Raw genomic sequence first — 20,462 nt, 5'->3', positions numbered from 1 at the left:
CATCGTTAACGACCTTCGCGAGCAAGCCCGCTCCCACATTTGGACCGTGCCCGCTTTAGCTTTTGATCTTGCTGTTGCTTCACCACACTCAAGCCGGCCTGTAGGCCGCTGTGCCCTTGATCTGCTTTTGATCTTGATCTTAGGCGCCCCGTTAAACCACGCTGGCCGAACGCAGGCTTTGGAGCGTGGGTAACCCGGCAGGACGCCGGGTTAGCCGCGCTGGGCCAAGGATGGCCCATCGCGGCGGCCCACGCTCCAAAGCCGGAGTGAGGGCACACCGAGCCTGGGCGAGGTGCCGAGTGGTGGGGCAAGAGCGTTTTGCTTACTTTTGCGCTTTTCAAAAGTGAGCCGCTGTAAGAGCGGAACCAATAGTAGCCGTAACAAAACCAACGGATATGCCCCCAATCACCGCCCCCAACGCCATATGCCTGACGCCCCGAACCGCTGAGTGAGCCGTTGTTGGCCTACCAGCGGTAAGTCACCGAACTCGTACTGTTTGCCTTCGGTGGGCACAAACACTTGCCCGGCCTTGCTCACACCCGCTACCGGGAAGAACGATTCGCTGTAGCTCAGGTACGGTGCCAGGCCGTTGCCAGCCTTGTACACCAACCCTGCGCGCGAGGTGGTGGCCTCGTCGAACTTGATCTGGTCCTGGAAATACACGCCTTTTTGCAGGGAGTCGATCTGCGAACCACGGTCGGTATTCGGTAATCGGTTGACCACGACCGGCTTGTTGTTGATGGAGTTCGCAAGGTCCAACGACGGAGCATTGCCACGGAAGTTGTGGGCGGTGTGCATGGAATGAAAGCAAGCACGGGCCAGGTAGGACCCCTATATTTATGCGGCCCTTGCTGATAAATAGAGCGGGTGAATCCCCAAGTAGATACCCGGTGTAATCAATCATGAAGCGCCATTTCGAAGATTTGCAGTTGGGCAGCATCGAGCTGTTCTGCCTGGCTGCCGAGGCCAGCAGCTTTACCGCCGCCGCCCAGGTGGCGGGCGTGACGCCAGCGGCGGTGAGCCGCAGCATCTCGCGGCTGGAAGAACGCCTGGGTTCCCGGTTGTTTGTACGCACCACCCGCAGCATCCGCCTGACCGAGGGCGGCCGGACGTTTTTCGAGCAATGCCGCCAGGCCCTCACGCAACTGGTGGAAGCCCAGCAGGAAATGATGGGCGCGCAATCGGTGCCGTCCGGGCTGTTGCGCATCAGCATCCCGACCACCTACGGCCATCACCGGATCCTGCCGCTGCTGCCGAAATTCCGTGCGCTGTACCCGCAAGTCACCGTGGATATCCACATCAGCAACCGCAATATTGATTTCGTCGCCGAAGGCTATGACCTGGCCATCCGCGTGCGTGCCCAGCCGGACTCGACGCTGATCGCGCGGTTGCTGGAAGACGCCAAGCTGGTGGTGGTTGCGGCGCCGTCGTATCTGAAGCGTGCCGGCACGCCCCAAACCCTGGAGGATTTGCCGGACCATGAGTGCATCCAGTACGAATTGCCGAGCAACGGGCGGCGCATTTCCTGGTTGTTCCAGGTGGACGGCAAGGAGCGAGAGTTTGCCGGTGAAGCGGGCTACAGCTGCTCTGACGATGTGCTCGGTGGCGTAACCCTGGCCAAGCACGGCGCGGGGCTGTTCCAGACCTACAAATTCATCGTCGAGGACGAGTTGGCCAACGGCAGCCTGGTGGAGGTGTTGCAGCCTTACGGTGGACGCTCACGGCCGTTTACCTTGCTGTATCCCCACGGCCGCTACGTGCCCCATCGGGTGCGGGCGTTTGTGGACTTTCTGCTGGAGCATCGCGCCGAATGGGCGGCGCTGTAGCGGCGGATAAATCCCAGGTCAGCATCAGTTGGCCGATGGCAGTGTCGATGGCATTAGCGTCGACGCCATCCCGAGCCAGGATCGACACGCCTTGCAGGAAACTATCGTAGACCGTGGCCATGGCACGGGCGTTGGTCTCGGCAGGTAACTGGCCTGCGCGAATGCCACGCTCGACGCAATGCACAATGCCCGCTCGGGTGCGCTCCCGTGAATGAGTCAGTGCATGGGTGACTTGCGCGTTCTCGGGGGAGGGCGCGCTCATCACGCCCAGGGCTACCATGCAGCCTTTGGGATGCCCCTCTTCACACTGCATGCGTGCGGATTGGCGCAGCGCGGTCTCGATGGCCTGGCGCGGTGGCAGGCCGTCATCCCACAGGCATTCGGTGACCTGGGCGAACGTCGCCAGATAACGCTGCACGCATTCCTGGAACAGCGCGTCCTTGGAGCCGAACGCCGCGTAAAAACTCGGCGCGGAGATGCCACCGCCCAATCCGCTTTTCAACTGGCTCAGGGACGTGGCGTCGTAACCGTGCTCCCAGAACAGGTGCATGGCCTGTTCCACGGCCTGGTCGCGGTCGAAAGTGCGGGGGCGGCCCATCTGCGCCATGGGGGAATCCTCTCGGGTAATGAGATAAATACTAGTCGATACATAAGTCGTTGACAACGCTACGTGGTGCGCCCAACATTTATATCGATCGGTATTTAAGTCCTCTAGTTCAAGGAGTTTCCCTGTGACCCCCTCAACCACCTTATCGGCAGACGCCGTTCCCGACCGTTTGCCCATCGGCGCCTTGCTCGCCCTGGCCATGACCGGTTTTATCTGCATCGTCACTGAAACCCTGCCGGCAGGCCTGTTGCCGCTGATCAGCGATGGCCTGGGCGTTTCAGCGTCCATGGCCGGGCAGATGGTCACCGCGTATGCGCTGGGTTCGGTGTTGGCGGTGATCCCGCTGACCATCGCTACTCGCGGCTGGCGTAGACGCAATGTGCTGCTGCTGACCATCGTCGGTTTTCTGCTGTTCAATTCCATCACGGCGCTGTCTTCCCACTACGGGCTGACGCTGCTGGCGCGGTTCCTCGCCGGGATGGCCGCGGGGCTGGCCTGGAGTTTGTTGGCCGGCTATGCGCGGCGCATGGTTGAACCGCATCAGCAGGGCAAGGCATTGGCACTGGCCATGGTGGGCACGCCGATTGCGCTGTCACTCGGCGTGCCGCTGGGCACCTGGCTGGGTGGACTGGTGGGCTGGCGCACCACCTTCGGCATCATGTCGGCGCTGACCCTGGTGTTGATCGTCTGGGTGCTGGTGAAAGTGCCGGATTACCCCGGCCAGTCAGCCCATCAGCGTATGCCGTTGCGCAAGGTGCTGACCACGCCGGGCGTACGGCCAGTGCTGGCGGTGGTGATCTCATGGATGCTCGCCCACAACATTCTCTATACCTACATCGCGCCGTTCGTGGCCCCGGCGGGCTTGGTGGATCGTGTGGATCTGGTGTTGTTGGTGTTTGGTATAGCGGCGCTGCTCGGGATTTGGGTGACCGCTCGGTTGGTGGATGTGGCGTTGCGCAAGACGGTGCTGGTCAGCCTGGCGGGCTTTGCGGCGACGTGCCTGGCGTTTGGTTTTCTCGCGCAGGTGCCCGGGGTGATTTATGTCGGTGTGGCGGTGTGGGGCTTGAGTTTTGGTGGCGCGGCAACGTTGCTGCAAACCGCATTGGCGGACGCGGCCGGCGATGGGGCAGACGTGGCGCTGTCGCTGAATGTGGTGGCCTGGAACAGCGCCATTGCGGGAAGTGGTGTGGTGGGCGGAGTGTTGCTCGATACCTGGGGTGTGGCGTCATTCCCGTGGGCAATGTTGGTGTTGCTGGCGGTGGGTTTTGCGATTACGTGGGCCGCTCGCAACCATGGTTTCAAACCTGGGCACCGGGCGCACGGCAAGCCTGCGGTTGGCGGGCACTGATATTTCCAAAGTCGTTGAAATAACCGGTTCTAACATCAGACAAATCTTAAAATAATCCGCCAATCAGCCGATATCCCGAGGCATAGGCTTTTAACCCCGGGAGTATTGGCATGAGCATCAAGAGAATGTCTGCAATCCATGTTGGCCTGCTGTTCAGCCTCTCCGGCGCCTGCATGGCCGCGAGCCCGGTGGGGCAGGGAGTCATTTACTTTCACGGCAGCATTGTCGAGGCGTCTTGCACGCCGCTGACCATGGCCGACGGACTAAAACTCAGCAACTGCCCGAGCCTGGCACGTGGCAGCGCCATCAGCGTCCGTAACGTGGAGCCGGTGAGCTCGGTCACTGCCCTTGATCACAGCGCCGTCAGCGTGAAACTGGTCGCCGACAGCGGGCGGTCGGGGCCTTATTACCAGCAGCAATACACATTGGTGGATGGCCAAGGGAAGCCTGTGAATTCAGGCAAGTACCTGGTGACATTGACCTCCCCTTAAGCGGAAAAAAACCGGCTTATTCAGGTGCCTTGACTAGCATGTACTTGCTGAAATTATTGATGTGATCATCGAGGTTATCCTCAAGCATCATTCGGTACTGATCACAGAAATACTTCAGCATCGCCTCACGGGCCTGGGCCATTTCTTCGCCGGATTTAAAGCTGCGTGCGCTGACCCAGGCATTGAACCGTGTGGTGCCGAACATCATAGAGGCGCTGATTTTGCCTAGGTCGGCGAACGCCCTGAACTGCTCGTTGGACAGCTCGATGTGCGCGTCCGCGCGATCGTAGAAGCCGTTGTCGGTGGTGTCTGGCATTGCGATTACCTTCCTGTTCGTGAGTGCGGCGAAGGTACCGCCGCGCTCCCCGGGAAGGCAACCACGTTGGCCGCTTCAGGCCTCATTTATTGCGCGTCACCCTCCACACCGTGTTGGCCAGGTCATCGGCAATGATCAGCGCACCCTTCGGATCAACAGTGACCCCCACCGGCCGCCCGCGAGTCTTGCCATCATCTCCACGGAAACCCGTGGCGAAGTCCAGCGGTTCGCCGGCCGGCTTGCCATTGCTGAATGGCACGAAGATCACCTTGTAGCCCACCGGATTATCCCGGTTCCAGCTGCCGTGCTCGCCCACGAAGACGCCGTCGGCATATTTCTCGCCCATGGCCGGGATGGAGAAGTCGACGCCCAGTGCGGCAACGTGGGAACCCAGGCTGTAATCCGGTTTGATCGCGGCGGCGACCTTGGCCGGGTTTTGCGGTTGGGCGCGGGTGTCGACGTTCTGGCCCCAATAGCTGTAGGGCCAGCCGTAGAACTCACCTTCGCGCACCGAGGTCAGGTAATCCGGTACCAGGTCCGGCCCCAGTTCATCCCGCTCGTTGACCACCGCCCACACCTGTCCGGAGCCCGGTTGAATGGTCAGGGCGGTCGGGTTGCGCAAACCGGTTGCGTAAGGCTTGTGAGCGCCGGTGGCGGCGTCGATCTGCCAGACCATCGCCCGGTCGATCTCGACCTCCATGCCGCGTTCGGTGATGTTGCTGTTGGACCCGATGCCGACATACAGCGAGCGGCCATCGGGGCTGATCGCCAGGGATTTGGTCCAGTGATGATTGATCGCGGCAGGCAGGTCGGTGACGGTGGTAGGTGGGCCACCGGCCTTGGTCTGGCCGTCCTCGTAGTCGAAGCGCACCAGCGCATCCTGGTTCGCCACGTACAGCTTGCCGTCGGCAAAGGCCAGGCCGTAGGGCGCGTTGAGGTTTTCGGCGAACACGGTTTTCAACTCGTAGGTGCCGTCACCGTCGGCATCCCGCAACAGGGTCAGGCGATTGCCGCCCTTGACCTTGGTGTTGCCCTCGGCCTTGATCACGCTGGCGATCACGTCCTTGGGCTTGAGCTTCGCCGCGCTGCCGCCGCGGCCTTCGGCGACGAGGATGTCACCGTTGGGCAGCACCAGGGTCTGGCGCGGAATCCGCAGGTCGGTGGCGATGGCCGTGATGCTGAAACCCTCGGGCACGGTGGGTTTCTGCTCACCCCAGGCCACCGGTTCGGCGATCTTCATGCTGGGCAGCAGGCCGCGTTGAGGTTCCGGCAGTTTGGGGTCCGGGCCGCGAGCCTGAGTGCTGTCGGCTTCGCCACCGCAGGCGCTCAACAACATCGCCATGCTTAAAACGGTCAGCGTGCTGGAAGGCTTCATTGGGCACCTCCCGAACGCAGGTTGGTCAGCCCGACCCACGTGGTCACGCAGGCCAGCAGGGTCACGATGGCAGACAGCACCAGGCCCGAAGGCATCACGGCCCAGGCATCTTTCGCATGTTCAAAAGCGTTGACCAGGCCCAGTGCCCAGGTGACCAGCAACAGCAGGAAGTACACCGTGGGGCGCCCGGCCTTGCGGTCGGCCCGCAGCAGGTTGACCAGCGCAAACAACCCCGCCAGCCCACAGAACACCAGGCCGCCGGCGATCAGCCAGGCGGCGAAGTTACTCCATTGGATCTGGTAGGTCTGGTAGTAGGCAATGTCACTCAGCAGAGCGCCGAGAAACAGCGGGACGGTACCGGCAAGCAAGGTCGCGTGAAGCGGGCCAGGCGTACAGCGGTAGGTGAGGGCGGGGGTGACGGTCACGGGCGGCTCCTTATCGTTGAGCGGCCCTGATGAGGCTCATCAGGGCCGCGCTGACTGCGCTTAAGGAAGGAGCCTGCTGCCTGCGCGTTAGTTCACCGTCTATTCGTTTCTAAATATGTTGCGTCAGTTGATGCGTGGATGCTGCTGCACCAGGTTTTCGCGCTTGGCTTCCAGCTCGGCGATTTGCGCGTCGATGTCTTCGATCTTCTGCTCGATATTGTCTTCGTGCTCCTGCAGCAGCTCTTTGGCTTCCTCGATATCCGAAGCCGCCGGTGCTGCGCCGCGCAGGGGTTTGTTGGCGGTTTCCTTCATGGTCAGTGCGGTGAAAAGCCCCAACACGGCAAACACCATCAGGTAGTAGGCCGGCATGTACAGGTTGTTGGTGGTCTCTACCAGCCAGGCCATGGCGGTCGGCGTGAGGCCGGCCACCAGGATCGAGATGTTAAAGGCGCTGGCCAACGCGCTGTAGCGGATGTGGGTAGGGAACATCGCCGGCAGGGTGGACGCCATCACGCCGATAAAGAAGTTGAGCACCACCGCAATGATCAGCAGCCCCGAGAAAATCAGCCCGAGCTTGCCGCTGTTGATCAGCATAAAGGCCGGAATGGCGAGGAAGAACAGCGCGATGCTGCCGAACAGAATGAAGGGTTTACGCCCGATCTTGTCGCTGACAAAGCCAATCATTGGCTGCACGAACAACATGCCGACCATGATCGCGATGATGATCAACACGCCGTGGTTTTCGCTGTAGTGCAGGTTGTGCGACAGGTAGCTCGGCATGTACGTGAGCAGCATGTAGTAGGTGACGTTGGTCACCACCACCACGCCGACGCAGGTCATCAGGCTGCGCCAGTGCTTGGTGGCGACTTCCTTGAACGACACTTTCGGGCCGCCCGCCAGGCCTTCGCGATCGCCTTGTTCGAGTTGCTCCACATGCTGTTGAAAGGCCGGTGTTTCTTCCAGGGCATGACGCAAGTAGAGCCCGATCATGCCCAATGGCAGCGCGAGGAAGAACGGCAGGCGCCAGCCCCAGGACTGGAACGCCTCTTCGCCGATCACCGCCGAAATCAACACCACGACACCGGCGCCAAGGACGAAGCCGGCGATGGAGCCGAAGTCCAGCCAGCTGCCGAGGAAGCCGCGCTTGCGGTCCGGTGCGTATTCGGCGACGAAGATCGACGCGCCGGTGTATTCACCGCCTACCGAGAAGCCCTGGGCCATCTTGGCCAAGAGCAACAGGATCGGCGCCCAGATCCCGATCGAGTCATAGGAGGGGATCAACCCGATGGCAAAGGTGCTGATGGACATGATCACGATGGTCGCGGCCAGGACCTTTTGCCTGCCGTATTTGTCCCCCAGTCGGCCGAAAAACAGGCCGCCCAACGGGCGAATCAGGAACGGCACCGAGAAGGTCGCCAGGGCGGCGATCATCTGTACGCTGGGGGATGCCTCGGGGAAAAACACCTTGCCGAGTACATAGGCGACAAAGCCGTATACGCCGAAGTCGAACCATTCCATGGCGTTGCCCAGCGCAGCGGCGGTGATCGCCTTGCGCATCTTGGCGTCGTCGACGATGGTGATGTCATCCAATCCAATCGGATTGACGGTTTTCTTGCGTGATTTCATGGGAATTACTCAGCCCTGGTCCATTTCATTGCCATTGTTTTAATGGCACGTGCTCTTTGGTCAGATACATGCGGACACTGAATAATTCACCGTTGGCTGGATTTTTTTGTTAACGGCCCAGCAAAAATCAATGGATCCGGTCGCCCCCCAGAGAATCACGCTGCATCGATTGCAGGTTTTTCTCGATGGTTTCGCAAAGGGCTTCCATCTGAATCTGGTGTTCGCTGTCACGAAACGGGCTTTGCAAATCGGTGCCGATGCGTTCGATGGCCAGCAGCATAAAACCCACCACCGTGGACGCCAGCGGGGTGAACCAGCCCAGGGATTCCACCAGGCCTACCGGCACGATCAGGCAGAACAGTGAAATGAACAGCCGTGGGAAATACACGTAAGGGTAGGGCAGCGGCGTGTTGGCGATGCGCTCCATGCCGCCCTGGCTATTGGACAAATCCACCAGGGTTGATTCCAGCCGCGCCAGGCGAATGCTGTCCAGGCGCCCGGCCTTGTATTCCTGGGCCAGCAGGGCTGCGGAGCCATTGAGAATGTCGTTGGAAAAGTTATTGGTACTGGTGCTGCGGGCAAACTCGTCGGCCGGCAGGAACGCGCGGATTTCCTCCGGGCAAGGTTGGCCCCGCAAGTGCGCCGCCAGGCAGTTCACGTAGGCCACGTGACGGCGCAGCAACGTCGACTTTATCGGGTTGACCTCGTTGTTCGGGTCATCCAGCAGCGTCAGCACTTGCCGCGCAAAGCTGCGGGAATTGTTGACCATTGCGCCCCACAAGGTGCGTGCTTCCCACCAGCGGTTATAGGCGCTGCTGTTGCGGAAACTGATCAGCACCACCAGCGCCGAACCGAGCAAAGTCAGTGGCATCAGCGGCAGGTTGATCTTGCTGTTGAGGAACAGCATGAAGTCCACGGTGACGGCGATATCCCAGAGCAGCAGCCAGAACAGTGCCCAGCCTACATAGCCCATGGTCTTGATGATCAAGCGGTATTTTTTGATGATGGCAGCTTTCAAACGGAAACCTCGCGGCGAGCGGTAAACATCAATGCCCTAGCTCGGACGGTGTTTACCGGGTAAAGGTTCGCCGGGGTGCCAGGTCTTCAGGCCTTAAAAGTCAGAACGAAGCGGATTTCGCCTTGGGGCTTGCCGTCCGGTGCGGGTTGTTCAGGCACGAAACCGCAGCGGGTCAGGACTTTTTGTGAGCCCACATTCTCCGGGTACACGTACGCCACCAATTGCTTGAGTGCCCAACGCGCCTGTGCCTCGTGGATCAGATGGTTCAGCGCCAGGGTTGCCAGCCCTTGCCCGCACGAGCGCTCGCCCACGCGGTAACCGACTTCGGCAGAGCCCTTCGGTGAGTCGATGCTTTTCAGATTGGCGCGACCGACGATTTCGCCGCTGGCGTCTTCGATCACGAACGGGTGCCACGCGCCGGCGGCAAGGCCAGATAAATAGCCTTCAATATGCTCGGCGACGCCCTGTACCGAATAAAACGAAGGCGCGCGCGCCTCGATATGCGACTCGAACCACTCACGGTTACGGGTTTCGAAGGCCAGCAATGCTTCAGTGTCCGTACTGCTCAGCTCGCGAACGCGAAATGACGTCATTGCTCAAATCTCCCGGGTTGTTCTGTCCATTTAGTCATGTTTTCGTCATAAAGGCGTGTGAAATTTGCCTGCCAAAAATATGAAATCATGGAGTTTTTCCGATGAGGGTAGTCACCTCCGGCTCGGCGTATCTGGACATTGATGCGTACGCCTGTTGCATCGCGTATGCCGAGTTGTTGAATCGCCAAGGGATCGAGGCGCGTGCCGTCAGCAGTGCTCCGCTGAATGCCAGCATCTCCAGGACCATACTCGGCTGGCCATCGTCGCTGGACGATTACCGGCCCGGGCCCGGTGATGAGTTTGTGATGGTGGATATCTCGGACTTCCACCACTTCGACCCGGTGGTCGTGCTCGATCAGGTGGTGGAGGTGATTGACCATCACCCGGGCTTTGAAACCTATTGGGCGCAGAAACTCGGGCCTCACGCAGACATCCAATTGATCGGCGCGGCGGCGACGCAGGTTTTCCTGCGTTGGGAGGCGGCCGGTTTATTGCCGCTGATCAGCGAACACAGTGCCGCGTTGCTGGCCACGGCAATCCTGGACAATACCCTGAACTTTACCGGGCAGTTGACCACCTCGGCGGATATTCGGGCTTATGAAACCCTCGCTCTGCGGGCGAAACTCGCGGCGGACTGGCCTGAGCGATATTTTCATGAGTGCCAGGCCACTATCGAATCAGACCTGGCGGGCGCGCTGGCGGGCGACATGAAGTGGCTGAAGGCTGACAGCAACCTGCCGCTGGTTTTCGCGCAGATGACGGTGTGGGATGCCGGTGCGCTGATCCGAAAGCATCGCTCGACCATCGTTGATTGGCTGGCGGCCCAGGGTGAGGACTGGCTGGTGAATATCATCAGCATCCGTGAGTGCAAAAGCTATTTCCTGGCTGAGCCTACGGTCAGCCAACAAAAAATCAGCCAGGTGCTTTCCATTGACTGGCAGGCCGGGATGGCAGTGCTTGATCGTTCGCTGTTGCGCAAGGAACTGGTGAGACTGGCGGCCACTGATTGACGGCGCTCGCCAATGCGACGTTCCTCTTTGATGAACCCGGAATACAATGGCCAAGGTATTACCGAAAAGGAACGACAGTTGAACGAACACACATTGTCCATGCGCCTGGAACGCGTGGCGGCCCATATACCCGCCGGGGCGCGCCTGGCGGATATCGGCTCTGATCACGGTTATCTGCCGGTGGCGTTGATGCGTCGCGGCGCTATTGTGGCGGCGGTGGCGGGCGAAGTGGCCTTGACGCCGTTCCGCGCAGCCGAGCGTACGGTGCGCGAGAATGAGCTGGAGCAACACATCACCGTTCGCCTGGCCAGTGGCCTGGCGGCAATCGAGACGGCAGACGGGATCACCGCGATCAGCATCTGCGGCATGGGCGGCGAGACGATCCGCGACATCCTCGACAGTGACAAGGCACGCCTCAGTGGCCAGGAGCGCCTGGTGCTGCAACCCAACGGCGGCGAGCAACCGTTGCGCCAGTGGCTGATGGAAAACGGCTACCGCATCGTGTGCGAAGAGCTGCTGCGGGAGAGTCGCTTCTTCTACGAAATCATCGTTGCCGAGCGCGCCGGGCCGGTGACCTACACCGCCGAAGAGCTGTACTTCGGCCCGCTGCAAATGCAGGCGCGCCGCCCGGAATTCCTGCTCAAGTGGCAGCGCATCCTGCGCCACAAACAGCAGACCCTCAGTGACTTTGCCCAGGCACGGCAGGCGGTGTCCGAGGACAAGGTGCGAGAGGTTGCCCAGCAGGCGCGGTGGATTACCGAGCTGCTGGCCTGAAGGTCAGCCGGCGATGGTGTTCAGCTCTGCCAGCACCTCATCCGAAAGATCCAGTTCGCTTACCGCCATGTTTTCACGCAAGTGAGTGACGGATGACGTGCCGGGGATCAGCAGGATATTGGGTGAACGACGCAGCAACCATGCCAGGGCCAATTGCATCGGGGTGACGCCAAGCCGCTGTGCAACGTTCGACAACACCGCAGACTGCACCGGCGAGAACCCGCCCAGCGGGAAGAACGGCACATAGGCAATGCCGTCCTGGGCCAACTCGTCGATCATCGCGTTATCGTGTTGATGGGCGATGTTGTACAGGTTTTGGACACACACGAAGCGCACGATTTTTCGCGCCTCGGCCACCTGCGTCGGGGTCACGTTGCTGATGCCGATATGGCGTATCAACCCTTGTTGTTGCAGCTCGGCAATGGCACTCAGTGGCTCTTCGATCGAGCCTTCGGCAGTGCCCATCACGCCGTGCATGGCTCGCACATTCACCACGTCCAGCACATCCAGGCCCAGGTTGCGCAGGTTGTCATGCACGGCCTGGGTCAGCTCGGCCTTCGACGACGCATTGAACCAGGCGCCATCGTCGCCACGACGGGCGCCCACCTTGGTGACGATGGTGAGGTCGTCTTTATATGGATGCAGTGCCTCACGAATGATCTGATTGGTGATATGCGGTCCGTAGAAATCGCTGGTGTCGATATGGTTTACGCCGGATGCGATGGCCTCGCGTAGTACTGCGAGCGCCGCCTCACGATCTTTTGGCGGGCCAAACACCCCGGGACCAGCCAGTTGCATGGCGCCGTATCCGATGCGGTTGACGGTACGATCGCCGAGATTGAAGGTGCTGAGGTTCATGGTTGTAGCTCTTGCTTGGCGGGAGGAAGCCTATAATATGAAGGATCCTTCAGGTTTTGAATTCGCATTCCATGAGCACTCTCAAAGCGTCACTAAAGCCAAGAAAATCAGCGGTTCAAGCCCGGTCGGCGGCGACGGTCGAAGCGTTGCACACGGCGACCCTTCAGGTTTTGACCGCTCAGGGTTTGGTCCGCTGCACCACGACCCGCGTGGCCGAACGTGCGGGCATGTCGGTGGGCAGTCTCTATCAGTACTATCCAAACCGCGATGCACTGCTCGCTGCGGTTTTGGAAAAGCATCTGGTCCATGTGGCCGAGACCGTCGAGCAGGCCTGCGACCAATACCAGGGCACGACGGTTGCTGAAATGGCATCGGGGTTTGTTACGGCTTTTCTCGCCGTGAAACTGATGGATCCGACGGCGTCCAAAGCCCTCTATGCCATCGCGGGTGAGCGGGGCGGCGCGGAGCTGGTCGTGCGGATCAACAAGCGGATGGTGGCCGCGATTGCAGCGATGTTGGCGACGGCGTCGGATGCCCGTTTTGAAGACCCATCCCTGACCGCCGCCATCTCGCTCAGCGCGGTGGTGGGACCGGTGCGGGCGTTGCTTGAAGGCAATGCATCAGCGGCCTTTGAAGCCGGGCTGGAACAGCAGGTGACACGCATGCTGCGGGCTTATCTTCAAACCTATCAGTCACTTACGTAAATCGTGCGCAGGGTATTTTGCAGCACGGCTTCGCACTAAAGTGACATCCATGGGTCCATAAGCCCCGCAATCGAACTTTGAAGATTTAACCCATGCACCTACGCAAAATTGCAGTTGGGCTATCGGCCCTTGTTTTGCTTTCCACCGGGGCAGAAGCTCGTGGTCTGCTGGACCTCATCAAGCTGCCTGCCGAGCATCAGCCACACACCTCCCGCTCGGGTTCCATCAGCCAGGGTGCCGCCCTGGATCTCTATTCAAACAAACAGCAACGGGCTTCCTTCGATGGCTGCGCCGATCTGTTCCCGTCCGCGCAACCGATCAACACGGCCACGGTGCCGGCCACCATGAAACCCCTGGCGCTGTGCTCGGATAATTTTGCGGTGCTCTACTCGCAAACCAGCAAGACCCCGCTGGTAGTGGTCGAACGCCTGAATGCCAGCCAGTTGCAGGACGCCAAAGGCGAAGAACGCACCAACCAGTTCTACGCCGACCCGCGCATTCCCAAGGGCGCACGCGCCGAGTTGAGTGACTACCGTGGCCAACATCCGGCCGTGGACCGTGGCCATCAATCCCCGGCCGCCGATGCGCCGAGCACCAACGCCATGGCCCAATCCTTCGCACTGTCGAACATGGTGCCCCAGGACCCGACCAACAACCGCAAGATCTGGAGCAAGGTCGAGGCGGACGTGCGCAAGTTTGCCAAGCGCGCCGACGGCAATGTGTACGTGTTCACCGGCCCGCTGTTTGACCCGGGCTACAGCACCATTGGCAACAACAAGGTCTGGGTGCCGACCCGCCTGTTCAAACTGGTGTATGACGTGTCGTCCAAGCGCGCCTGGGCGTATGTACTGCCCAACGCTGAAACCCGTATCCAGAAGCCAATGGATTACGAAACGTTTGTGAAGACTACCGGGCTCAAGCTGTTGGGGAATTTGCCGGTGACGGGGTCAGTTGGGCGCACTTGATGGCTTGAAGCTGTTGGCGTTACTTGCCCTTTTTCAACGTCTTCAAGCGCAACGTCGCGCGCTGCACAGCGGCCATTTTCTCTGGCCGCTTCATCTTTTTCCATTTGCGAATGTCATCCTTGGTGCGTCCACAGCTGACGCACAGCTCACCACTGAGCTGGCAGGTTGAGACGCACGGATTCTCGATATCCTTAGCCAAGGCTTCGCCCCTTTACCGCATACAGTTTGGTCAGGCGCAGACGCCAATCGCCGCCATGCTGGAGGTGACATTCTTCCTCGGAATCGAAGCGAACGTAGCGGTCCGAAGAGGGGCGATCCATGCCTGCGTCTTCCAACGCCGTGGCCGTCAGCTTACGCATGCGTTGGTCCAGTCCGCTTGAAAGAGCCAGTTCCTTGTTCGCACGTGTGTCGAATACCCAGATGACGACCAGGCTTTGTGCAAAGGCCTGGTAGTCGACTTCGTGGGTCAGCCAATCGAAGCCGGTGATTTCGGCCTTGGCGATTTCACAGGCTTCGGTCAGGGTCGTGACCAGGCGGCGCTCGATGCGCGCGCTGTCGCGTTTGGTTGAAGACATGGGGAGTCCCTTATGAGCGAGGAGGGTGATGATACGCGAGAGAGCAACTGTGGGAGCTGTCGAGGTTGATCGTTCCTACGCTCTGCGTGGGAATGCCACCTCGGACGCTCTGCGTCCAGCTGACGATGCAAGGCTCAAGTCCTGCGCGGTGGTGACGCGGAGCGTCACAGGATGTATTCCCACGCAGAGCGTGGGAACGATCAACTGTGCAAACCTGCGAAGCTCGACAGCTCCCACATTGGATTCGTTTTGCCTGTCAGATTTTCTTCGGCCGATCCAGCTTGCGCGTCATGGTGTACACCGCCACCCCGGCGGCCAGGATGCCGGAGGCCGCGCCGACTGCCAGTGCCCAGCGTGGGCCGAGGTGGTCGGCCACCCAACCTACAATCGGAGCACCAATCGGTGTGCCGCCAAGGGCCACGCCCACCCGCAGGGCGATCACTCGGCCGCGCATGGCGGGCTCGGTGGTGAGTTGCATCAGGCTGTTGGTGGTGTTGCTGAAGGTCAGGGCGCCCACGCCGATGATCACCAGCGCCCCGGCGAACAGCCAGTAATTCGGGGCAATCGCCGCCATGGTGCAGCCCACCCCGAACACCAGCGCGCCGTACAGCAGTGACTTGAAGTGCGGCCGCTCGCGGCCCGCGGCGAGCAGCGCCCCGGCGATGGTGCCGATGGCCAGGGTTGACGTCAGCAGGCCATAGCCACGGGCATCGGCGTGGAACACGGTGACGGCCATGGTCGAGATAAAGATCGGAAAATTCATGCCGAAGGTGCCGATCAAAAACAGCATGACCAAGATCGCCATCAGGTCTGGTCGCGCCCACACATAGCGCAAGCCTTCCGTCAGGCTGCCCTTGGTACGCAGCGCTCGCAGGCTGGTGTGCAGGCCGGAAACCCGCAGCAGGAACAGCGAGGCCAGCACCGCGAAAAAGCTCGCGCCATTGAGCAGGAAAGCCCAGCCGGTGCCCACCGACGCGATGGTCACGCCGGCCACCGCCGGGCCAATCATGCGGGCCATATTGAACGAGGTGGAATTGAGCGCGATGGCGTTGGACAAGTCTGCCTCGCCTACCAGATCCGCCACGAAAATCTGCCGCACCGGCGCGTCGAACGCCGAGGCACAGCCGGACAGAAACGCGAACACATACACGTGCCACAGCTGCACGATGCCGGTCAGGGTAAACACCCCCAGCATCAGCGCCAGCACACCCATCACGCCTTGGGTAACGATCAGCAACTTACGCTTGTCGTAGTGATCGGCCGCGAAGCCGGTCCAGGGCAGCAACAGCAATTGCGGCCCGAACTGCAACGCCATGACGATGCCGACGGCCGAAGCGTTATGCGGCGTGAGCTGGGTCAGCACCAGCCAGTCCTGGGCCGTGCGTTGCATCCAGGTGCCGATATTCGACACCAGGGCGCCGACAGCCCAGATGCGGTAGTTGACGCTGCGCAGCGAGCGGAAAATGCCCATGGAACTCACACCGGCCTTGAGGGATTACCACCGTTGAAACGCCCGAAGTGCTGCGCCAGGAAAACACTCAGCGCCAAGGCCCCGAGCCCGAGGGCGAGCACATCAGCGGCGCTTTTTAGGTCGAAATTCCCGACCCGGTAGACCAGCACGTAGCCGATCACCAGGTTGAGAAAACCCCAGAGCACATTCAACGTCGAGGAAGACCGCCCTTGGCCGCGCGGCTTGGCAAACGGCGTCTGGAAGGACTGGCCCATCAGGCCGCTGACGCAATGCGGCACCGCGTTGGCGAGGAGCACACCGCCGAAGAAGTAAGACACCAGGTCATGCCATTGCATGGTCATGCCTCCCTGGTTGCGAGTCGACGATGATCAGCGCGGTATTCGGATCCAGCGAGGTGATGGTCATGCTATGCCCTCGAACGGGTAGGGGTAGTTCAAAAGTCGGCAAGGCGTTCCAGCAGCTTTACCGCCGCCGCGAGTTCAGCTTGTTCTTCGGCAGACAGTTGCTCCTGCAGCGCCCGCAGCAGCCAATCGTCCTTGGCTGCCCGGCTGGCGATCAGGTGTTTACGAAAGCCGGGAGTCAGCTCGATCAAGGTTTGCCGCCCGTCACTGGGGTCGGGTTTGCCCCTGATCGCTTTCATCGTTTCCAGACTGGCCACAGTGATGCGCATGGACTGCGGCCGCACGCTTTCCGCCCGTGCCAGGGCCGAAACGGTACTGGGCCCGTCACGGTCCAGGCGCAGCAGCACCGACTTCTGGGCGGAGGTGAAATCGTTCGGATGGGTTTGTTCCCGCAGCCGACGTATCAGCTTGCCCAGGGAGATACGCAGCTCGGCGGCCAGGGCGGCGGAGTGGGCTTCGGAGGTGATGGAAGGTTTGTTCATGTCCGGACGTTAGCATGCGTGCAGAAAAACTGTACAGTTTAACTGTATGAATTTTTATTCATAAAAGGCGCCGCATTCCCTGCACGCCATAGAGCGCCATTGCAGAAGGCAGACTGATCAACCACTCTATTGACGATGTTCCACCCTGCATAGGCGCTCTTACGTGACACCCAACACTGATGAACAACGCCGCCAACTCAAAGCGGCCTGCACTGTCGAGATCAACGGGTTTGCAGAGCCCACGCCTGCCCAGTGGTTCCAGGAAATGGCGGATTGGGCGCAGGCCAACGACGTATCCCATGACAATTATGGCAGCGGTCAGTTGATCGAAGGTTTTGAAGCCAAGGTTGCCGAACTGCTGGGCAAACCCGCTGCGGTGTTCATGCCCAGCGGGGTGATGGCGCAATTGATCGCGGTCAACATCTGGAGCGAGCGCCGCCGGCTGCCGCGTTTCGGGATACATGCGTCTTCTCATTTGCAGCTCCACGAAGAGCAGGCGTTTCAGGCTTTGTTACGCCTCCATGGAGTGATGGTGGGGCACCGGTTGCGACCGATCCTGGCCGACGACCTGTCTGCGGTCGCCGAGCCACTGAGCTGCCTGGTGGTGGAGCTGCCCGCGCGTGAAATCGGTGGGCAACTGCCAGAGTGGCATGAGCTGGAGGCGTTGAAAGCCACGGCTGCAGCCTCGGATACACCGCTGCATATGGACGGCGCACGCCTGTGGGAAACCCGGGCTTTTTACCAGCGCTCCTACGCCGAAATTGCCGAAGGTTTCTCCTCCGTCTATGTCTCGGCCTACAAAGGCCTGGGCGGTATCGCCGGCGCGCTCCTGGCGGGCGAAACCGACTTTATCCAACAGGCTCGCCTGTGGCGTAAACGGCTGGGCGGCACCTTGATAAAACAGAGCCCGATGGTGGTCTCCGTCGCCATGCGCTTTGATCAACGCCTGGCGATGCTGGACGCCTGCTATCAGCGGGCCTTGAGTTTGGCGACCTGCCTGCAGGCGATCCCCGGCATTCGTATCCTGCCGCGTACGCCTCAGGTGAACATGCTTCACGTCTGTTTCGACGCAGACCGTGCGGCACTGCTGAGCGCGCGCGATGAGATTGCCCGAGCACACGGTTATTGGCTGTTCACACACCTGGAACCCACAGAGGTGCCGGGGTGGTGCAAGACCGAATGCTACGTGGGTGACCGACTATTGGGTGTGGAGAATCAGAGAATTTTGCAGCTGTTCACCGACTTGATGCGGCATGCAACTCAAGACGTCTGACGCTATAGCTCCCCTTAAATCGACTGTCGCCGACTGGCCCCAGGCGGCTGCCCGGTAACGCGCTTGAACGCCCGGCTGAACGCCGCCTGGGAGTTATAGCCAAGGCGCTGCGCCACGGTTTCGATCGGCAACCGCTCCAGTGTCAGCCACTGGCTGGCCAGGCGCATCCGCAGTTCGGTGGCGTAGCGCAACGGGGGCGTGCCAACGGTGGTTTGAAAGTGCTGGGCGAACACCGAGCGCGAGGTATGACATTGCGCTGCCAGCTCCTCCACCGTCCAATCGCGCCCGGGTTGCTGATGCAACGCCAGCAGGGCCTTGGCCAGGCGTGGGTCACGCAGCGCCGCCACCAGGCCGGACGCATTCCCGCACGCACATTCAACCCAACCCCGAACCACCATGGCCGCCACCACCTCAGCGAGGCGCGCCAGAATGCCGGCGAAGCCAATGCGGGCGCTGCTGACTTCACGCTCCATGGCCGCCAGGATCGGCATCAGCCCCGGATAACGCTGGCCCTTGGCATCGATCAGCATCAGGTCCGGCATCAGGCGGCCAAGGCCGTGCAAACTCCCTAGTTCAAACTCCATGCAGCCGCTGAAGAGCAGGGCGCTTTGAGCCACGCCCACATCGGCCCGGGCATCCACGGCACACACCGCATCACCGAGGGTTGCGGCGTTGAAGCTGTCGATGTCCTGCACCGGCACGTCCGGGCTGGAGAGCACCTGATGGGAACCGCCATGGGAGATGAACACGGCATTGCCTGGCGTCAGTTCATACAGAGTGCCGTCTTCGGTACGCAGGGTGACGCAACCGGCAGCGATAAGGTGGAAGTAGGCGTGCCCGGGCTTGGCCGGGAAGCCCAGGCCAAACGCCGGCCCAGCCTGGATGCGCCGGTACTCGACACCCCGCAGGCGCATGCCGCGCAGCAGCTCGTTGATGAGATCAGAGGACTGGTCGAACGGATCCGTGGGCATCATTTCCGGGGTTTCGGTAAAGGATTCGAGATTTTTCATCATAGATCATCCTGATCGTCGCACCTAGACTGCCGGTCGCAATAACTTTTGAAGGATGACCGTGATGAGCAGTTGTGTGTGTGACGCCGTAACCGGTGCAGATGTAGCGCCCGCGACGCCGGCCTGGATGGCGGTGTTTTCGTTGGCGATGGGCGTGTTCGGATTGCTGACGGCGGAGTACCTGCCGGCCAGCCTGCTGACGCCGATGGCAGCCGAGCTGGGTGTTTCGGAAGCTTTGGCGGGGCAGGCGGTGACGGTCACGGCGGTGGTGGCCTTGTTCGCCGGGTTACTGGTGCCGGGCCTGGCCCGAGGGATTGACCGCCGCGTGGTGTTGCTGTGCTTCAGCGCATTGATGATCTGTTCCAACCTGCTGGTAGCCGTCTCGTCGAGCCTCACCGTGTTGCTGCTGATGCGTATCCTGTTGGGCATCGCACTGGGTGGCTTCTGGAGCATGGCGGCGGCGGTGGCGATGCGGCTTGTACCGGCGGCGCTGCTGCCGCGTGCCTTGTCGATCATCTTCAGCGGCATCGCGGTGGGCACAGTCGTGGCGGTACCGCTGGGCAGCTTTTTGGGTGGGCTGTACGGATGGCGCAGCGCTTTTCTCGCAGCCGCCGCAGTGGGCGGCGTGACCCTGGTGTTCCAGCTATTCACCCTGCCTCCACTTGCACCCCGCCGGACGGCACGCTTGAAAACCGTGCTTGAGGTACTGCTGCGTCCGGGCATCGCCGTGGGCATGTTGGGATGCGTGCTGGTGCATACCGGGCACTTTGCGTTGTTCACCTATATCCGGCCATTCCTGGAAAGCACCACCGGCGTCGGCGCCGAAGTGCTGGCGTTGATGTTGCTGGGTTTCGGCGTTGCAAACTTCGCCGGCACGCTGCTGGCCGGCTGGCTGTTGGTGCGTCTGCCGCGCGGCACCTTGGTGTTGATGCCGGCCCTGGTCGGCGTGGCAGCGCTCGCCCTGGCGCTGTTGCCGGCTACCGTGACGGGCCAGGTGTGGTTGTTGATGCTCTGGGGCCTGGCGTTTGGCGGCGTGCCGGTGGCCTGGTCAAACTGGGTGGCCCGGTCAGTGCCCGATCAGGCCGAAAGCGCCGGCGGCATGGTGGTGGCTTCGGTGCAGTCTGCGATTGCAGCGGGTGCGGCGACGGGCGGCGCGATGTTTAGCTTCAGTGGTATCGACGGTGTGTTTGTCGCGGCAGGTATCTTGATGCTGCTGGCGGCAGTGTTGATTGCGCTGAAGGTGAAGGTAGAAGCGCCTCCACAAGGTGCAGAGGCGGGGCCGGCGTTTCATCTTTGAAAAGGCGGCGTACTGGC

The 20,462-nt window shown here is 61.0% G+C and carries 24 protein-coding genes; 9 read left to right on the top strand and 15 right to left on the bottom strand.

Going from position 1 to position 20,462, the window contains the following annotated elements; translation table 11 throughout:
• Positions 1 to 405: 405 nt before the first annotated feature.
• Positions 406 to 798 (bottom strand): hypothetical protein, encoded by a 393-nt coding sequence (locus AU074_RS19720; RefSeq protein ID WP_076016148.1) that lies wholly within the window; start codon positions 796 to 798, stop codon positions 406 to 408.
• A gap of 104 nt (positions 799 to 902) precedes the next feature.
• On the opposite strand from AU074_RS19720, the gene AU074_RS19715 reads away from it, so the two are divergent.
• Positions 903 to 1,826 carry a LysR family transcriptional regulator gene (locus tag AU074_RS19715; protein ID WP_076016147.1) on the top strand — a complete coding sequence of 308 codons (924 nt, stop codon included), beginning with the start codon at positions 903 to 905 and terminating at the stop codon, positions 1,824 to 1,826.
• Here AU074_RS19715 and AU074_RS19710 read toward each other — a convergent pair.
• Positions 1,729 to 2,433 carry a TetR/AcrR family transcriptional regulator gene (locus AU074_RS19710; protein ID WP_076016146.1) on the bottom strand — a complete coding sequence of 235 codons (705 nt, stop codon included), beginning with the start codon at positions 2,431 to 2,433 and terminating at the stop codon, positions 1,729 to 1,731. The genes AU074_RS19715 and AU074_RS19710 overlap by 98 nt on opposite strands.
• Before the next feature lie 124 nt (positions 2,434 to 2,557).
• Here AU074_RS19710 and AU074_RS19705 point away from each other — a divergent pair, with 124 nt between their 5' ends.
• Positions 2,558 to 3,781 (top strand): MFS transporter, encoded by a 1,224-nt coding sequence (locus AU074_RS19705; protein ID WP_076016145.1) that lies wholly within the window; start codon positions 2,558 to 2,560, stop codon positions 3,779 to 3,781.
• Between the two features lie 110 nt (positions 3,782 to 3,891).
• Positions 3,892 to 4,272: a type 1 fimbrial protein gene (locus AU074_RS19700; protein ID WP_076016144.1), complete on the top strand. Its 381-nt coding sequence runs from the start codon at positions 3,892 to 3,894 to the stop codon at positions 4,270 to 4,272.
• Between the two features lie 16 nt (positions 4,273 to 4,288).
• Here the strand turns inward: AU074_RS19700 and AU074_RS19695 are convergent, their stop codons facing one another.
• The 6 genes from AU074_RS19695 to AU074_RS19670 form a co-directional block, all read right to left on the bottom strand.
• Positions 4,289 to 4,588, bottom strand: a complete 300-nt coding sequence (locus AU074_RS19695) for a DUF3144 domain-containing protein (protein WP_076016143.1) — start codon at positions 4,586 to 4,588, stop codon at positions 4,289 to 4,291.
• An 82-nt stretch (positions 4,589 to 4,670) separates the two neighbouring features.
• A complete protein-coding gene (locus AU074_RS19690) occupies positions 4,671 to 5,963 on the bottom strand; it encodes a sorbosone dehydrogenase family protein (RefSeq protein WP_076016142.1) in 1,293 nt (430 codons plus the stop codon).
• On the bottom strand, positions 5,960 to 6,388 hold the full coding sequence (locus AU074_RS19685; protein ID WP_076016141.1) for a DUF2231 domain-containing protein: 429 nt from the start codon (positions 6,386 to 6,388) through the stop codon (positions 5,960 to 5,962). Before AU074_RS19685 ends, AU074_RS19690 begins: the two co-directional genes overlap by 4 nt.
• A gap of 123 nt (positions 6,389 to 6,511) precedes the next feature.
• Entirely contained in the window at positions 6,512 to 8,014 is a 1,503-nt protein-coding gene (proP, locus tag AU074_RS19680; RefSeq protein WP_076016140.1) for a glycine betaine/L-proline transporter ProP, read from the bottom strand.
• 127 nt (positions 8,015 to 8,141) lie between these two features.
• Complete coding sequence (locus AU074_RS19675; protein ID WP_076016139.1) at positions 8,142 to 9,032, bottom strand: bestrophin family protein; 891 nt, start codon at positions 9,030 to 9,032, stop codon at positions 8,142 to 8,144.
• Positions 9,033 to 9,118: 86 nt separating this feature from the next.
• Positions 9,119 to 9,625: a GNAT family N-acetyltransferase gene (locus AU074_RS19670; RefSeq protein WP_076016138.1), complete on the bottom strand. Its 507-nt coding sequence runs from the start codon at positions 9,623 to 9,625 to the stop codon at positions 9,119 to 9,121.
• A gap of 101 nt (positions 9,626 to 9,726) precedes the next feature.
• Here AU074_RS19670 and AU074_RS19665 point away from each other — a divergent pair, with 101 nt between their 5' ends.
• Together AU074_RS19665 and AU074_RS19660 are read left to right on the top strand one after the other, a co-directional pair.
• Positions 9,727 to 10,635, top strand: a complete 909-nt coding sequence (locus tag AU074_RS19665) for a bifunctional oligoribonuclease/PAP phosphatase NrnA (RefSeq protein WP_076016137.1) — start codon at positions 9,727 to 9,729, stop codon at positions 10,633 to 10,635.
• Positions 10,636 to 10,713: 78 nt separating this feature from the next.
• Complete coding sequence (locus tag AU074_RS19660) at positions 10,714 to 11,409, top strand: tRNA (adenine(22)-N(1))-methyltransferase TrmK (RefSeq protein WP_076016151.1); 696 nt, start codon at positions 10,714 to 10,716, stop codon at positions 11,407 to 11,409.
• A gap of 3 nt (positions 11,410 to 11,412) precedes the next feature.
• Here the strand turns inward: AU074_RS19660 and AU074_RS19655 are convergent, their stop codons facing one another.
• On the bottom strand, positions 11,413 to 12,267 hold the full coding sequence (locus AU074_RS19655) for an aldo/keto reductase family oxidoreductase (RefSeq protein WP_076016136.1): 855 nt from the start codon (positions 12,265 to 12,267) through the stop codon (positions 11,413 to 11,415).
• Between the two features lie 71 nt (positions 12,268 to 12,338).
• Between AU074_RS19655 and AU074_RS19650 the strand changes: the two genes are divergently transcribed.
• Both AU074_RS19650 and AU074_RS19645 read left to right on the top strand, forming a co-directional pair.
• Complete coding sequence (locus AU074_RS19650) at positions 12,339 to 12,971, top strand: TetR/AcrR family transcriptional regulator (protein WP_076016135.1); 633 nt, start codon at positions 12,339 to 12,341, stop codon at positions 12,969 to 12,971.
• A gap of 92 nt (positions 12,972 to 13,063) precedes the next feature.
• Complete coding sequence (locus AU074_RS19645) at positions 13,064 to 13,936, top strand: DNA/RNA non-specific endonuclease (RefSeq protein ID WP_076016134.1); 873 nt, start codon at positions 13,064 to 13,066, stop codon at positions 13,934 to 13,936.
• 19 nt (positions 13,937 to 13,955) lie between these two features.
• Here the strand turns inward: AU074_RS19645 and AU074_RS19640 are convergent, their stop codons facing one another.
• From AU074_RS19640 to AU074_RS19620, 5 genes are all read right to left on the bottom strand, one after another.
• Positions 13,956 to 14,135, bottom strand: a complete 180-nt coding sequence (locus AU074_RS19640; protein WP_003207939.1) for a DUF1289 domain-containing protein — start codon at positions 14,133 to 14,135, stop codon at positions 13,956 to 13,958.
• A complete protein-coding gene (locus AU074_RS19635) occupies positions 14,128 to 14,511 on the bottom strand; it encodes a hypothetical protein (RefSeq protein WP_076016133.1) in 384 nt (127 codons plus the stop codon). The genes AU074_RS19640 and AU074_RS19635 overlap by 8 nt, the downstream gene beginning before the upstream one ends.
• Positions 14,512 to 14,767: 256 nt before the next feature.
• On the bottom strand, positions 14,768 to 15,982 hold the full coding sequence (locus AU074_RS19630) for an MFS transporter (protein WP_076016132.1): 1,215 nt from the start codon (positions 15,980 to 15,982) through the stop codon (positions 14,768 to 14,770).
• 5 nt (positions 15,983 to 15,987) lie between these two features.
• The gene (locus tag AU074_RS19625) at positions 15,988 to 16,317 is read right to left on the bottom strand and encodes a hypothetical protein (protein ID WP_076016131.1); all 330 of its coding nucleotides are present in this window, start codon (positions 16,315 to 16,317) and stop codon (positions 15,988 to 15,990) included.
• 98 nt (positions 16,318 to 16,415) lie between these two features.
• Positions 16,416 to 16,865, bottom strand: coding sequence for a MarR family winged helix-turn-helix transcriptional regulator (locus AU074_RS19620; RefSeq protein ID WP_076016130.1), 450 nt, complete (start codon positions 16,863 to 16,865; stop codon positions 16,416 to 16,418).
• A 163-nt stretch (positions 16,866 to 17,028) separates the two neighbouring features.
• Here AU074_RS19620 and AU074_RS19615 point away from each other — a divergent pair, with 163 nt between their 5' ends.
• The gene (locus tag AU074_RS19615; protein WP_076016129.1) at positions 17,029 to 18,138 is read left to right on the top strand and encodes a low specificity L-threonine aldolase; all 1,110 of its coding nucleotides are present in this window, start codon (positions 17,029 to 17,031) and stop codon (positions 18,136 to 18,138) included.
• A gap of 14 nt (positions 18,139 to 18,152) precedes the next feature.
• Here AU074_RS19615 and AU074_RS19610 read toward each other — a convergent pair whose 3' ends face one another.
• Positions 18,153 to 19,148: an AraC family transcriptional regulator gene (locus tag AU074_RS19610; protein ID WP_083676697.1), complete on the bottom strand. Its 996-nt coding sequence runs from the start codon at positions 19,146 to 19,148 to the stop codon at positions 18,153 to 18,155.
• A gap of 64 nt (positions 19,149 to 19,212) precedes the next feature.
• Here AU074_RS19610 and AU074_RS19605 point away from each other — a divergent pair, with 64 nt between their 5' ends.
• Positions 19,213 to 20,445 carry an MFS transporter gene (locus AU074_RS19605; RefSeq protein ID WP_076016128.1) on the top strand — a complete coding sequence of 411 codons (1,233 nt, stop codon included), beginning with the start codon at positions 19,213 to 19,215 and terminating at the stop codon, positions 20,443 to 20,445.
• Positions 20,446 to 20,462: the final 17 nt, after the last annotated feature.

The organism is Pseudomonas sp. ATCC PTA-122608 (assembly GCF_001952855.1).
Classification (GTDB): domain Bacteria; phylum Pseudomonadota; class Gammaproteobacteria; order Pseudomonadales; family Pseudomonadaceae; genus Aquipseudomonas.
The sequence above is the reverse complement of the archived record's forward strand: the minus strand, read 5'-3'. Positions and strand labels throughout refer to the sequence as shown.